The sequence below is a fragment of the Verminephrobacter eiseniae EF01-2 genome, assembly GCF_000015565.1.
GTDB classification, from domain to species: Bacteria; Pseudomonadota; Gammaproteobacteria; order Burkholderiales; family Burkholderiaceae_C; genus Acidovorax; species Acidovorax eiseniae.
In genome coordinates, this window is record NC_008786.1 from 5,358,164 (window position 1) to 5,371,664 (window position 13,501).

12 protein-coding genes and 1 pseudogene are annotated in these 13,501 nt (G+C 66.3%); 4 read left to right on the plus strand and 9 right to left on the minus strand.

The window, feature by feature from the left end:
• The first annotated feature begins 29 nt into the window (after positions 1-29).
• The 4 genes from VEIS_RS23485 (at position 30) to VEIS_RS23495 (ending at position 4,916) form a co-directional block, all read left to right on the plus strand.
• Positions 30-1,091 (plus strand): bifunctional nicotinamide-nucleotide adenylyltransferase/Nudix hydroxylase, encoded by a 1,062-nt coding sequence (locus VEIS_RS23485; protein WP_011812514.1) that lies wholly within the window; start codon positions 30-32, stop codon positions 1,089-1,091.
• A 376-nt stretch (positions 1,092-1,467) separates the two neighbouring features.
• Positions 1,468-3,222 carry an asparagine synthase (glutamine-hydrolyzing) gene (asnB, locus tag VEIS_RS23490; RefSeq protein WP_011812516.1) on the plus strand — a complete coding sequence of 585 codons (1,755 nt, stop codon included), beginning with the start codon at positions 1,468-1,470 and terminating at the stop codon, positions 3,220-3,222.
• 24 nt (positions 3,223-3,246) lie between these two features.
• Positions 3,247-3,444, plus strand: a complete 198-nt coding sequence (locus VEIS_RS27315) for a hypothetical protein (RefSeq protein ID WP_083758705.1) — start codon at positions 3,247-3,249, stop codon at positions 3,442-3,444.
• A 203-nt stretch (positions 3,445-3,647) separates the two neighbouring features.
• On the plus strand, positions 3,648-4,916 hold the full coding sequence (locus VEIS_RS23495) for a glycosyltransferase (RefSeq protein WP_011812517.1): 1,269 nt from the start codon (positions 3,648-3,650) through the stop codon (positions 4,914-4,916).
• Between the two features lie 20 nt (positions 4,917-4,936).
• On the opposite strand, the gene VEIS_RS23500 is transcribed toward VEIS_RS23495, so the two are convergent.
• From VEIS_RS23500 to VEIS_RS23540, 9 genes and pseudogenes are all read right to left on the minus strand, one after another.
• A complete protein-coding gene (locus VEIS_RS23500; protein WP_157048651.1) occupies positions 4,937-5,695 on the minus strand; it encodes a class I SAM-dependent methyltransferase in 759 nt (252 codons plus the stop codon).
• Between the two features lie 11 nt (positions 5,696-5,706).
• Positions 5,707-6,597, minus strand: a pseudogene (locus tag VEIS_RS23505) (SDR family NAD(P)-dependent oxidoreductase); the annotation flags it as partial.
• Complete coding sequence (locus VEIS_RS23510) at positions 6,485-7,201, minus strand: acylneuraminate cytidylyltransferase family protein (RefSeq protein WP_011812520.1); 717 nt, start codon at positions 7,199-7,201, stop codon at positions 6,485-6,487. The pseudogene VEIS_RS23505 and the gene VEIS_RS23510, both read right to left, overlap by 113 nt.
• On the minus strand, positions 7,198-8,295 hold the full coding sequence (locus tag VEIS_RS23515) for a Gfo/Idh/MocA family protein (RefSeq protein ID WP_041950314.1): 1,098 nt from the start codon (positions 8,293-8,295) through the stop codon (positions 7,198-7,200). The genes VEIS_RS23510 and VEIS_RS23515 overlap by 4 nt, the downstream gene beginning before the upstream one ends.
• The gene (locus tag VEIS_RS23520) at positions 8,264-9,322 is read right to left on the minus strand and encodes an N-acetylneuraminate synthase family protein (RefSeq protein WP_011812521.1); all 1,059 of its coding nucleotides are present in this window, start codon (positions 9,320-9,322) and stop codon (positions 8,264-8,266) included. The genes VEIS_RS23515 and VEIS_RS23520 overlap by 32 nt, the downstream gene beginning before the upstream one ends.
• A gap of 8 nt (positions 9,323-9,330) precedes the next feature.
• Complete coding sequence (locus VEIS_RS23525; RefSeq protein WP_011812522.1) at positions 9,331-10,398, minus strand: GNAT family N-acetyltransferase; 1,068 nt, start codon at positions 10,396-10,398, stop codon at positions 9,331-9,333.
• Positions 10,399-10,405: 7 nt separating this feature from the next.
• Positions 10,406-11,566, minus strand: a complete 1,161-nt coding sequence (neuC, locus tag VEIS_RS23530; protein ID WP_011812523.1) for a UDP-N-acetylglucosamine 2-epimerase — start codon at positions 11,564-11,566, stop codon at positions 10,406-10,408.
• 1 nt (position 11,567) lies between these two features.
• On the minus strand, positions 11,568-12,272 hold the full coding sequence (locus VEIS_RS23535; RefSeq protein WP_041950315.1) for a class I SAM-dependent methyltransferase: 705 nt from the start codon (positions 12,270-12,272) through the stop codon (positions 11,568-11,570).
• Between the two features lie 170 nt (positions 12,273-12,442).
• Positions 12,443-13,498: a nucleotidyltransferase family protein gene (locus VEIS_RS23540; protein WP_011812525.1), complete on the minus strand. Its 1,056-nt coding sequence runs from the start codon at positions 13,496-13,498 to the stop codon at positions 12,443-12,445.
• Positions 13,499-13,501 lie beyond the last annotated feature (3 nt).

A 13,501-nucleotide genomic window follows, 5' to 3' on the forward strand; every position in this document is an offset into this window, starting at 1 on the left:
CTGGAGACACCTACCGGAACCGGAGCGCCATGCACGACACCGCCATCTACATCGGGCGTTTCCAGCCCGTGCACAACGGCCACCGGGTGTTGCTGCAACGCGCGCTGGCCAGTGCGCGGCAGGTCATCGTGGTGCTGGGCTCGGCCTGGCAGGCCCGCTCGCCGAAAAACCCCTTCACCTGGCAGGAGCGCGAGGCCATGCTGCGCGCCGTGCTGCCCGATGCCGACCAAGCGCGCGTGCAACTGCTGCCGGTGCGGGACTACTACAACCAGGCCGTCTGGGTGCAGGCCGTGCACCGGGCGGTGGCGCCGTTCACGGCCGGCGGCGCGCGCATCGGACTGGTCGGCCATTTCAAGGACGCCACCAGCAGCTACCTGAGCGCCTTCCCCGACTGGGAGTTGATGCCCGTGCAACGCCAGGGCCGTATCGACGCCAGCGCCATCCGCGACGCCTACCTGGGCGCGACGCCGGCCAGCGTGCGCCCGGCGCTGGCCGCGCTGGCCGATGAGATCCCCGCCAGCACCCTGGCCGCGCTGGAGTGCTTTGCGCAAACCCCGCCGTACCTCGCGCTGCAACAGGAATGGCGCATGCTGCGCGACTACCGCCAGGCTTGGGCCGCCGCGCCCTGGCCGCCGGTGTTCGTGACGGTCGCCGCCGTGCTGCGCTGCCAAGACCAGGTGCTGCTGATCGGCCGTGCCCACGCACCCGGCAAAGGACTGCTGGCGTTGCCCGGTGGTTTTCTCGGGCCGCGGGAAACGCTGTGGCAGTCGTGCCTGCGCGCGTTGCGCGAGCAAACCCGGTGCCCATTGCCCGAGGCCCGGCTGCGCGCCGCGTTGCAATCCGTGGCCGTGTTCGACCATCCCGACCGCAGCCAGCGTGGGCGCAGCGTCACGCACACGCATTGCTTCGACCTGGAAGACGCGCCCTTGCCGGTCGTCATGCCCGCCGTGCCGGCTGACGGCGACGCGCGGCCGTTGCAATGGACGCCGATCGCGCAACTGGCGGGGCTGGAAGAGGCGTTCTTTGAAGACCATTTCCATATGCTCGACCACTTTCTGAGCGTCACCAGCCCCCCGCCGATGCTGTTGTAGCTGCCGGCTGCGCCCCCGGTGGCCATGGAAAATGCAGGCGCCGCAATGGGCATTCGCGTGCCACGCCCGATGGCCCGTTGCCCACGGCGCAGGAAGAACCGGTGCTGGCCGGCGATCGCACCGCCGGCCACAGTGCGATGGCCCGGCGTTGCGCGCCGGCGCGCCAGGTCCACGGCCGGCCCGGAAAATCCGTCATTCCACCACCGCCGTGGCTGCTGCGCGCCGCCAGCGGCCGGGCTTGAAGGCCGGTGCCGGCCTATAATCCCGGCACCCGTTTTGCGGTTGATCTACGAAGACCCCACGGGCAAGGCGCTGCGCGCGAACGCCCCGGAGCCGCAAGACTGCACGAACCGATGAAAGACTTGAGGGGATCGCCATGTGTGGGATAGCCGGTGTGGTCAACGCGACGGGGGTGACGAAAGACGATGTCTGGGCGATGGTCGGGAGCATCAGATACCGCGGCGTCGATGCACAAGCTGTCGAAGACCTGGGCGGTGCCATTGTCGGCAATGTCCTGCTGAAGATAGCCGCTCTCGAAAACGGCAGGCAACCGATGTCGAGCACCGACGGCAAGGTCTGGGTTGTCTTCAACGGCGAGATCTTCAATTTCATCGAGTTGCGCGAGCAGCTACAGGCCAAGGGCTACCGGTTCAAATCGCGCTGCGATACCGAGGTGCTGGTGCATCTGTGGTGCGAAAAGGGCGAACAGATGCTCGACGATCTGGTCGGCATGTTCGCCTTTTTCATCTGGGACCAGCGCACGCAGACCGGCATGCTGGCCCGCGACCGCCAGGGCATCAAGCCCTGCTTTTATGCGCCGTATCGCGGCGGCCTGGCGTTTGCCAGCGAGATCAAAGCCATCCTGGCGCTGCCAAAGTTCGAGCGCAAAGTCAACGAATCGGCGTTGGGCGATGTGTTCAGCTTCAACTACTGCCCACCGCCGCAGACCTGCTTCGAAGGCATCCATCATCTGCCGCCGGGCTGTTTCATGCGTTACGGATCGGGCCGATTTTCCGAGCCTGTGCGCTACTGGCGCTGGCCGCTCGATGGCGAGCGCGTCGACGCCTCGCAGGCCGATCTGGAAAATGCGCTCGGCGAAGCCGTCAAGCTGCAAATGCGTTTTGAGGTCGATGGGGGGCTGTTTCTTTCGGGGGGCGTCGACTCTTCGGTCATCGCCCATCACTTGCTGCCCCAGTGGAAGCAGCCCCGGTTGGACGCCATCGGTCTGCGCATCGAAGAGCAAGGTTTTTCCGAATACGCTTACGCCGAGCGTGTGGCCACCGACCTGAACATCAACCTGAGCGCACTGGATATCCGACCGGCCGATATTGCGGACATTGCACGCTCGGTCGTGCGGCATGCCGAGCAGCCGCATGGCGACTTTTCGTTTTTCCTGTTCTACCTGCTGTCGCGCCGGGCGCACCAGATGGGCAAGGTCGTCATGTTCACGGGCGACGGCCCGGACGAGGTCATGCTGGGCTATCGCCACAACGCGCAATTTTTCTCCGGGATGACGCGCGCCCGGTTTTCGATGCGCGACTACTTCGACCTCATCAGCTACAGCACCCGGCAAGAGCGCCAGCGGGTGATGAGCCCGTCTTTTCTGCCCCACACCGAAGGCGCGTTCGACAGGTTCATGGGCATCATCGAACCCTTTGGCGGCTTGGAGCCGATGGAACAGGTCGCCGCCTACGAGTTGACCTCGCTGATGCCTGGCAACGACTCCCCCAAGAGCGATCGCATGGGCGCCTGCTGGTCGATCGAAGGGCGCGCGCCCTTCCTGGACCACAGAGTCAGCGAATTGTTCGCGCGTTTGCCGATCCAGTCCAAGTTCCACCAAGGGGTGGGCAAGCATTTCCTCAAGCGGGTGGCGCAGAGCTATTACGACCACGACTTCGTGTTCCGGCCCAAGACCATGCCCACGCTACCGATCGGCGAGTGGATCAAAGGGCCGCTTTACCCATGGGCGCGCGACATCCTGGCGCTACCCGATGGCGGCCGCTTCGATGCCAGCGGGCTGCAACACATGTTGCAAGAGCACCGCAGCGGCATGCACAACCACACCAAGCCCCTGCGCACGCTGCTGATGACCAAACTGTGGCTGCAAGAGTTTTTCTCCGAGGGCGCTTGAAGCGAGCAGCGGGCGGGAACCCTAGTGTCGCGTCACCGATCAGATGTCGTAGGCTGCGCGCAGCCAATACCGAGCGTATTGGCAAGCGATGCAACGCCGCGATGCGCTTCGATGGCCAGCGCAGACCGACAGATGATCGGTGACGCGACACTAGGGCCATGGCAGATTCGGCCAGTTCCCTGGCTGCCCGGTTCGTGGACATCCATGGCCTGCCGAAACTGATGCCGGGCAAGCGCAAGAAAATGGTTTTGGGCGCTGGCGCCGGTGTTGCCGGTTACGCCATCGCCGGCATGGGCTTGGAATCCCATGATCGGGTGTAACTCCTGATGGGCATCGCGCCGACGAAATTCATCCGTCATGTCGACTTGCACTGAGAAAGCCCCGCTACTGGCTTGTACAGATCCGTCTGACAAAGGGGGCAGCCATTGAAAGCGCTTTTCGTGACCTACGGCGCTGGCCATAGTGCAATGGTGCTGCCCGTGCTCAGTTCCTTGCGCGCGCAAGTACCCGGCGTGGAGGTGACACTGATGGCGCTGACCACGGCGCATGCCGGTGCCGTCGCCGCCGGAGAAACTGCGTCGGGTTTTGCAGACTTCGTGCATTTGACCGACCCGGCATTCGCGGCCGACTGGGGCGCCCGTCTGGCCGAAGGCAATAGCAACCCTGCTGTCACCTGCGCAGAAACGGCAGCGTACCTGGGAGTCAATTTCCTGGATCTGGTCCAGCAACACGGCATCGGCCCGGCGCAGGCGCTCTACGCGCAAAAAGGGCGCCAGGGCTTTTATCCCATCCATTTCTTTCGGCGCTTGATCGAACACCTGAAGCCCGATGTGGTGGTGGCAACCAACGCGCCGCGTAGTGAGCAGGCGGCCATCGACGCGGCGGTCGGGCTCGGTGTGCCAACATTGTCAATGGTGGACCTGTTCGCACTGCGCGCCGACCCGTACCTTCAGCGCAAGATATACGCAGACCGCATTACCGTACTGTGCGAGACCACGCGCGCCAACCTGGCGGCGGCGGGTGTTCCCGCAGACCGCATCGTGATCACAGGCAACCCGGCTTTTGACGAATTCGCAGGTCATACCGCCGAGGCGGCCGGCCGCCAATGGCGCACCGTCCACGGATGGAATGGCTTGCGCGTGCTGCTTTGGGCGGGTCAGCGCGAGCCTGACGACGCGCAGGCGCCCTGGGCAGGTACGGGCCTGAGCGACATCGTGCAGGAGCAATTGTTCCGGTGGGTCGATGAACATCCCGGGACGGGTCTGATCGTGCGCCATCACCCGAATGATTGGCGCAGTTTCATGCCACCGCAATCGCACCCCCGTGTGCATTGGAGCTGCCCCGACAGGGAGGCGCTTTTGCCGGTGCTGGCCGCAGCGGATGATGTGGTCGTACAAATGTCCACCGTCGGTGTGCAGGCGGCGGTTGCGGGCAAGCGCGTGGTGTGCCTGCGCTTTTCGCCAAACGTACAAATATCCGGGATGGATCTGTCCCGTTGGGGCCTGGGTGTGGCCGTGGAACGGCTGGAAGATCTGCCCACGCTGTTGGCGGTTGATCCGGCAGACGCCGGTTTTTCGGGCGCTGCACGGTCCGGGCAAACGGTGCTCGGAGCGGGCGGCGGCGCAGCGCAACGGGTTGCAGGGGTGGTGCTTGGGCTTGTCGGCCGGTCCGTACCGTGGCAACGCGGCACCTGAGACCACAACCCGGAACCTGTTCAACCCCTGAGGCCGGCCCGCCCACTGCTGCCGTGCCGGAGCCGAAAAAACAATTGGCCATCCAGCGGTGAGTCGCAAACCGCGCCGCTGGCGTAGTTCACCGACAGGCGCTCGGCCACGCCCAGCCCCGCGCGCTGGAACAACCCGGCCATCTCCGCCGGCGTGAACAGGTGCCCGGACGAGGGCAACGACTGGTTGCCGATCTGCCACTGGTAGTGCACATCGCCGCGCTTGTCGTCGAACGCCAGGGCGTCGATCAGGCAGCGCCTGAACACCGTCCAGCGCCCGTAGGCGCGCCGGTTGTGGCGATTGTTCACGTCCAGCATGATCGTGCCGCCCGGTGCCAGTTTGGCTTTGAGCAGGCCCAGGGTCTTGAGCCGGACGCTGGCATCGGCCATGTGGCCGAACACGTTCCACAGCACGGTGATGGCATCGAAGCCGGTTTGCGGCAGGCGATCGAGCTCGTCGCCAAACAGTTGGTGCACGGCAAAGCCGGTGGTCTTGCGGCACAGGGCGGCCATGGCACTGCTGGGCTCGACGGCCACGACATCCGTCAGTCCATGGTGCGCGGCGATCTTGTGCAACCGCCGGCCGTCACCCGAACCCAGGTCCAGCAGGCGGATGCCGGGCTTGAGACGATCGATCACCAGTTGGTCGACCGCATCCAGGTAGGCGCAGTACCTGCCGCTGTACTCGGCGTACAACGGGGCCATCGCGTCATACGCCTCGATCTGGGCCGCTTGGGCGCTGTGTGTCACCACGCCGTCCAGCCCCCGTCGATCAGCATGTGCTGGCCGGTGATGTAGGCGCCTTCGGGCGAGAGCAGCAGCGAGACCATGCCGGCAATGTCGTTTTCCGTGCCCATGCGGCCCAGCGGTGTGCGCTGGTTGTAGCGCGCGCGAAAACGCGGGCTTTGGTTGCGCTCGATGCCGCCGGGCGAGACCATGTTCACGCGCACCTTCGGGGCCAGGGCCGTGGCCAGCCAGCGCGTGGTGGCCAGCAAGCCGCCCTTGCTGGCCGAGTAGGCGGCCGGGTTGGTCATGTCCGTGCCTTCGTACAGGCTCCAGTCGGGACCGACCGCGCTGTACATGGTGCCGATGTTGACGATGGCGGCATCGTCGGACTGCGCGAGCAGCGGGTGCAGCGTCTGCACCAGAAAGAAGGGCGCCAGCAGGTTGACGCGCAGCACCTTCAGCCAGGCTTCGTAGCCCTCCTGCGCGAAGGGCACGCCCCAGCCGGGGGCATCGTCGTAGAAGGCGGCGTTGTTCACCAGATAGTCCAGGCGACCGAAGCTCGCCCCGATCTGCATGCGGATGCTCGCGAAGGACTCGGGCTGCATCAGGTCGGCTTCGATGAAGCGGTGACCTGCCGGGTGCCGGGCTTGCAGTTCCGACATCAGGGCCTGGCCGGTGGCCACGCTCTTGTCCAGCACCGCGATCAGCACACCACGGTCGGCGAGCTTGTGGGCAATGGCGCGGCCGATGTGGCCGGCGCCGCCGGTGATGGCGGCAACGCGGCAGGTCATGGCCAAGATGATCCCCTGCGGCTCATCGCGCATCCTTTGCGCAAGCTTGGTAGGGCTGGGTGAGCAGCCACTGGGCCAAGTGCATGTCGTAGTAGCTGTCGATATCCAGCGCGCGCTCGGGCGGGATGACGACATGGCCCACGCGCCCCTGCATCAGGCGGGTACAGGACTGTATGTACGACGCGTCGCCGACATACACACAGGTCGTCACCTCGTACATCTCGGGCACATCCTGCCGGCGCGCGGCGGTCGAGCCGGGGATGGCGATCTCGATGAAACCCTGCGCGTCGATGGTCACCATGTTCAGGTACGGGTTGCGCCGGGCCGGGCTGATGCCAAACAGTATGTCGCAGGGATGGCTGCGGAATTTTCCGATCGCGGCGTCCACATCTTGCGCCGCCCGAAGGGGAGAGGTGGCCGGCAACGAGATGAAGGGCTGGGCCGCAGGGCCGGTGAACAACTGCGGGAAGCTGTCGATGGCGTGCCGCCAGGCCAGAAGCTCCGGCGCGGTGTCGTCGGCGAGCGCGGCCGGGCGCTCCAGAACCTGTGCGCCATGCTCCCGTGCCACCGCCGCGATCTGCGCATCGTCGGTCGACACCACGACGCGGCCGACGGACTGGCTGGCCAGCGCGCTGGCAATGCCGTGGGCGATCAACGGCTTGCCGGCGACCGGGTAGATGTTTTTGTTCTTCACGCCCTTGGAGCCACCGCGCGCGAAGATGAAGGCCGTGGCGTTCATGCCGGGGCCTGCGCGAATGGGACGGTCTGGCGCAGTCCTGTGTCGCTGGCCTGCTTGGCCAGGTCGATCAGCCCAAGCACCTTGTGCGCGCTGTCGACATCGGCCCAAGCATCGAAGCCGGGCGTTTGGGGATCCACCGGCTGGTAGCCCGCCAGGGCTTTGGCGAAGAAAAAATCGAACTGGCGCAGGTAGATGTCGTTGCCGTCGGGCAGTGCCGGCGCTGCCAGGCTGCGGCCCTGCGGGCTGGCGGGGTCGGTCAAGCGCAACTCTTGCCGGACCAGATCGGCCACCAGCGTGCCTTTGCTGCCGACGATTTGCACGGCCATATGGACCACGCGCTGCAGGAAGTCCAGTTGCAGGCTGATGCGCTTGTCGGTGTACTCCAGCAGCACATGGGCCGAGTCTTCGACATCGATTTCCAGCGAACTCAGCCGGGCGCGGCTGCATTGCAGCGATTGCGGCCAGCCGAACAGCCAGGTGGCGTAGTCGATCTCATGGCTGAGCTCGAGCAGCGCGCCACCACCGAGTCGCTGCTGGCTGCTCACGCCTTGGCGGTAGTCGCTGCCAGGGCGCCAGTCGGGCAGGTACTGGCCGACCTCGACGCGCGCCGTGTGCACTTGGCCGAGCAGGCCGTCGCGCAGCGCTTGCCGGATCGCGTGCAGGGCCGGCAGGAAGCGCAGCACGTAGCCCACCATGGTGAAACCGGACGAGGCGCGGCACAGTGCCGGGAAGTCGCCCAGGTCAGCACCGCGTGCCGCCAGGGGCTTTTCCAGAAATACCGGCAGGTTGCGCTGCACGAACGGCCGGGCGTTGGCCACATGCTCGCTGGCCGGTGATGACACCAGGACGGCATCCGGCATGAACGCCAGCGCCTGCTGCAGGCTGGTGACGACGTCGTCGGCGCCTTCGGGCAGGGCAACCCCAGTGCCCGCACGCTGGCGCCAGACGGCGATGCGGGCCTGGGGCAGCAGCGCGCGGGTGTTGCGCAGATGGCGCCGGCCGATGCTGCCCAGGCTGATGCACAGGATCCTCGGGCTGATCGGGCTGATCGGGCGGCCCGGGTCAGCGGAAATCGGACCAGAGGATGGCTTCATCGTATTGCTTGTCATGGCGCAGGGACAGGCCCAGGATTTTCTCGATCTCGAAGGGTTCGACGGCGCCGCGCGTCCAGGGGCGCTTGACGCCCAGCATGGCTGCGGTGACCGCCGTGCCGGCCTCGATGGCCGGCACGGCGCAGACCACGCTTTTGCGGATCAGCGGGCGGTTATCGATTTCCGCCGGCGCCGGGCGCTTGATGCCATCGCCCAGGCTGGCGCTGGCCTGGCGCACGGCGGTCACGAAGGCCCTGAGCTCGGGGATGTCCAGCGATGCCTGGTGGTCCGGGCCTGGCAGGTTTTTGTCGAGCGTGTAGTGCTTCTCGATCATGGCAGCGCCCAGACCCACGGCCACCACCGCCGCCACCTGGCCGGGCGTGTGGTCGGAATAACCGACCGGCACCTTGAACGCCGCGCGCATGCTGGCCATGGCGCGCAGGTTGGCCTGCTCCACCGGGGCGGGGTATTCGGACAGGCAATGCATCAGCGCCAGTTCGCGCGGGCCGGCCTCGGCGGCCAGCCAGTCGATGGCGTTGGCCACTTCGCCCAGGTAGCTGGCGCCGGTGGACAGCAGCAGGCCGTCGAACCTGCGGGCCATGTGTTGCAGCAGCGGCTTGTTGCTCACTTCCGGGGAGGGTATCTTGACCGTCTTGCAGCCCAGTCGATCGGCCAGGAAGTCCACGCTGCCGTGGTCGAAAGCCGTGCACAGAAAGCCGACGCCGCGTTGCCGGCAGTAGTCGAATGCCTGGGTCAGCCAGGCGTCGGGCAATTCCAACTGGCGCGCCATCTGCAACTGGCTCTCGCCTGCGCCGGCCCTTTTCTGGTAGTCGGCGGCAGGCGCCTGCATGGCGATCTCTTGCTCGGCTTTGAAGCGTTGCAGCTTGATCACGTCGAGCCCGGCGGCGATGCCTTCGTCGATCAGGCGAAACAGCATGTCTTGCTGTCGATTGTGGTTGACGCCGATCTCGCCGATGACGATGCAGCGCTCGCCCGGCTGAAAGCCGAATTGCTTCGATATGAAGTCCATGCATTCCCTCAAAAGCGCCAGAAAACGACTTTTCCGGCTTCCGGGGGCGCCCCCCGCAACTGCTGCCATTGCCGCGCCACGGCATTGTATGCCGGGGGGTCGACGATTCTTTGACCGATATGAAAGACGGCCGTGCCGTTGGCATTGCTGCGTTTGAATAGCAGCAGCGGATCGTCCGGGGCGGCAGTCCGCCCGCCCGTCAGGTTGAGAAACCCGACCCCGCTGTCCATGAGCGCGCAGGACATGGCGAAAAGGCTGAGGTTGCCAGCGCCTGGCCCGGCGCCTTCATCCCCACTCGCGCCCAGGTGGTACAGGCCCGAGGCGCCATGAACGATGGCCATGGCCGCTGCGGTCATGCGGCCGCCAGTGCAGCGACCAAACGTGCCGAACAGGCGCAAGCCCTGCGCTCCCAGCGCCAGCAGTTGCTGCCAATACGCATCGTCGTAGCGGAAGAATGGCGGCGCCTGGTGGCGCTCCATGGTGGCGTCGTACAAGGCCCGAAACTGCGGCAGGTATTGCGGCAGGGGCAACTCGCGCGCGACCAGCCCCGCCCGTTCGGCCTTGCGCAGCATGTTGCGGGTTTTCGCGCCCAGCGATTGCAGTAGCGCCTGGTGCGAAGCCGGCGGGTCCGAGGCCGGCAACTGCGATGCCGCCAGCGTGCGGTTGGCCAGCACGCTGGCCTGCGGGTGCGCAAAGCCTTGGTTGCGGTTGAACGGACTGAAGCGCACGAACTCGGCAATGATGCGCTGCTGCGCCGCGTATCCGTCGAAGGCCGCCCATGCGGCTGCGAGGAACCGGCTGTCGGCCGTCGTCGCGATCGGCCCGGTATAGCCGTAGACGCTGGTGATGTCGAAATACGGGGTGGCCACGGTGCCCAGCAGCACCGGCGTCAGCAGGAACGGATAAAGGAAATGCTGGCCGTCCGATGAGAAATGCCAGAGCAAGGGGCGCGAATGCGCAACGCGCAGCGCATACGCCAGGTGGTATTCCGGCAGGTAGCTCGGGTCCAGGGCGCCGAGCGGGGCCAGCGCCGCGCGCCAGTCGTCGCGCTCGCTTGCGGGAATCAGGCGTTGCATCGCTCGCTCAGTGTGGCGCCAGCGGGTCGACGAAGCGCTTGGCCAATAGCCGCGCCCGGTCCCAGGGGTGTTTGAGGCTGTCCACGATCAGCGCCAGGGTGTCGGGGCGCACGTAGGGGTTTTTGCCGTCCAGGCTGGCGCGCAAAGCCGGGTCCGTGGCCCGGGCGATCGCCGCCGCGATGGCCTGCGGCTCCAGCGCGCAGTGCAGCACGTTGTCGCCGTGGACCCGGCCCTGCTGCCGTGGGCCGATGTCGACCACCGGCAGGCGCAGGCTCGCGCTCTCCCAGATGCCGCTGGACGAGTTGCCGATCATGTACTGCGCCTGCGCCATGGCCGCGTAATAGTGCTGTGTGCCCAGGCTGTGGTGCAGCCGGACCCTCGGGTGGGCGTCCGCATAAGCGCGGTAGCGGGCCAGGAACAGCGCGCTGGCCGGGTCCGGATTGGGCGCCGTGAGGACGATTGCGCTGCGGATGCCATCGAGCGCCTGCAGGAAGACTTCGACCTGGCGTTCAGGGGGTGCCGCATCGAACGAGGTCGGGTGGAAGGTGGCCAGCACGAACGGCTCGCCCGGCGTCAGGCCGAGCCGGCCATGGATGCCGGGCCGCAGCCGGGCATGATCGGCCAGGGCCGTCAGGGCCGGCTCGCCGGTGGTGATGACGCGCCAGTCCTGCTCGCCCATGCGCAGCAGGCGCTCGCGGTGCTCGGGCAACGCCACCAGGTGCAGGTGCGACAGGGCGCTGAGCGCATAGCGCGTCTGGTTGTCGGCCGAGCCTTGCGTGATGTCGCCGCCGGAATGGTGGACGATCGGAATCTGCAGCATCGAGGCCGCCGATACGACCGCCAGCATCTCCCAGCGGTCGCCGATGACGAACACATAGTCGGGTTGCTGCCGGCCGAGGATGCGCGCGAACTGCGTCACCGCGCGCGCATAGGCGGCGGCCAGTTCGGACGGGCTGTCGTCGGTGGCGCGCAGAAAGCGGGCCACGGCGTGCAGCGGCAAACCATCCTGGCGGATCTGCTCGAGCGTATTGCCGTAACGCGCCAGGGCGTGGCTGCCCCCGGCGATCAGGCGCAGGTCTATGGCCGGATCGGCCAGCGCGGCCAGCGCCACCGGGCGCAGGCTGGCGTAGTCGGAGCGGCTGAGGGTGACGAAGCAGACGCGAGGCATGTCAGCGCCGGGCCCGGGTGAACTGGCAGTGGAATTCCTCGATCTGCTGGTGCGCGCCGACATCGCTGCGGATGACCCGATCGATGGCCGTGGCCTGAAAGCAGCCGCCGAACAACGTGTCGATCTCCGCGCGGGTGAAGAAATGGGCGACACCCATGCCACGGCACGGCCCTTCGGGGATCTCGTCAAAGGTTCCGGGCTCGATCTGCCGGCCCAGGCCGTAGCCTGTGCAGTGCGTGCCCCACAGCTTGCTGTAGAACAGGGCGCCCGGTTTGAGCACACGCGCAATTTCCACCAGCGTCTGGCCGATCACGTCCGTGGTGTTGGCATACAGCGCAAAGATGTCCACGACCAAGTCGAAATGGCCATCGGGCCAGGGCAGTCGAGCGAAATGGCCCACCCGCAGGTCGGCGGCAGGGCTGGGGATGCCGGCGTTTTCATTGGCCAGCCGGGCGTTCGCGATGGCGATGGCGGTGGGCGAGATGTCGATGCCATGCACCGCAAAACCTTCGCGGTGCATGAACCAGAGGTTGGCGCCCGGCCCGCAGCCGACTTCCAGCACCTTTACCGCGCCCTTGTCCGCCGCGCGGAAACGACGCCCCATGAAGCGCACCAAGTCTTCCGGCGGGTAGCGGCCCCAACTGCGGCTGCGGAACTTCTCGTCCCAGTGCCCGGTGTAATTCGGCGCAGTGGATATGAGATCCATGCTTTCTCCCAAAAGTGTTGGAAAGCGATTTCCCCGGCGGCGGGTGGTCTGCGCTGTGGCTGGCATTGCGTTACCACGGCGCTGCATGCGAGCTCCCACATGCAGGATGGCGGTACTGTCGGCATGGTGGTGCTTGTTTTGCGACTGCGGTTTCAATACCCCGGGCCGGTTCAGCCCTGGTCCGTGAAACTGCGCCTGACACGCTCGAGGTCATCGTGGCGACCCACATCGACCCATTCATCCTCCAGCACGAAGACGCCGATTTTATGGTGCTCGTCGATCAGCGACAGCAGCAGTTCCGGCATGTCCAGCGCCTGGCCCTGCGGGATGCGGGGCAGCACCTGGGGTGACAGCACGTAGATGCCGGCGCTGATGAGGTGGTCGTGGACGGGTTTCTCGACGATGCCCTGCAGGCAGCCGTCGCTCATCTGGAGCACGCCATACGGTACTTCGACGCGGTGAGCGCGGGCGCATACCGTGGCGCTGCGCCCGCCGGCGGCATGAAAGTCCACCAGATGGCCGAAATCGATGCCCGACAGGATGTCGCCATTGGTGACCACCAGCGGGTGTGCGTCGCCCGGCGGCAGCAAGGACAGGGCGCCGGCCGTGCCCAGGAATTCCTTTTCGCGGATATAGCGGATGCGGCAGTCGAAGGCGCTGCCGTCGCCAAAGTAGTCCTCGATCATGTGGCCCAGGTAATTGATTGCGAAGCTGAATTCCCGGAAGCCGTAGTGCCGAAGCCGCAGCAGTATCCATTCGAGGATCGGTTTGCCGCCCACCGGCACCATCGGTTTGGGCAGGTCCTGCGTGATGGGCAGCAGCCGCTGGCCCTTGCCCCCGGCCATGACCACCACATGGTTGGGCCGCTGGCCATGTTGCAGGCCGAGCAGCAGGTCGTGCACGGCAATGCCGGTCACCATGCCTTCGGGGCTGAGCAGCGGCACCTGCTTGATCTCCAGCACCTGCATGGCTTGCAATATCTTCTGGCGGGTCGAGCCGACCGGCAGCGTATACGGCTGTCGGTGCATGATGTCGCTGACCGGGGTTTGCAGGCTGTGCCCGTGCAGCAGGCCACGGCGCACGTCGCCGTCGACCACGGAGCCGGTGAGCCGGCCCTTGGCGTCGACCACCAGCGCGATCTTGGCCTGCGCCTGGTCGATGACCCGTATGGCTTGCAAGACCGGCGCCTGCTCCGGCAGCATGTTCTGTGTGGCGTCGAGCAGCATGGC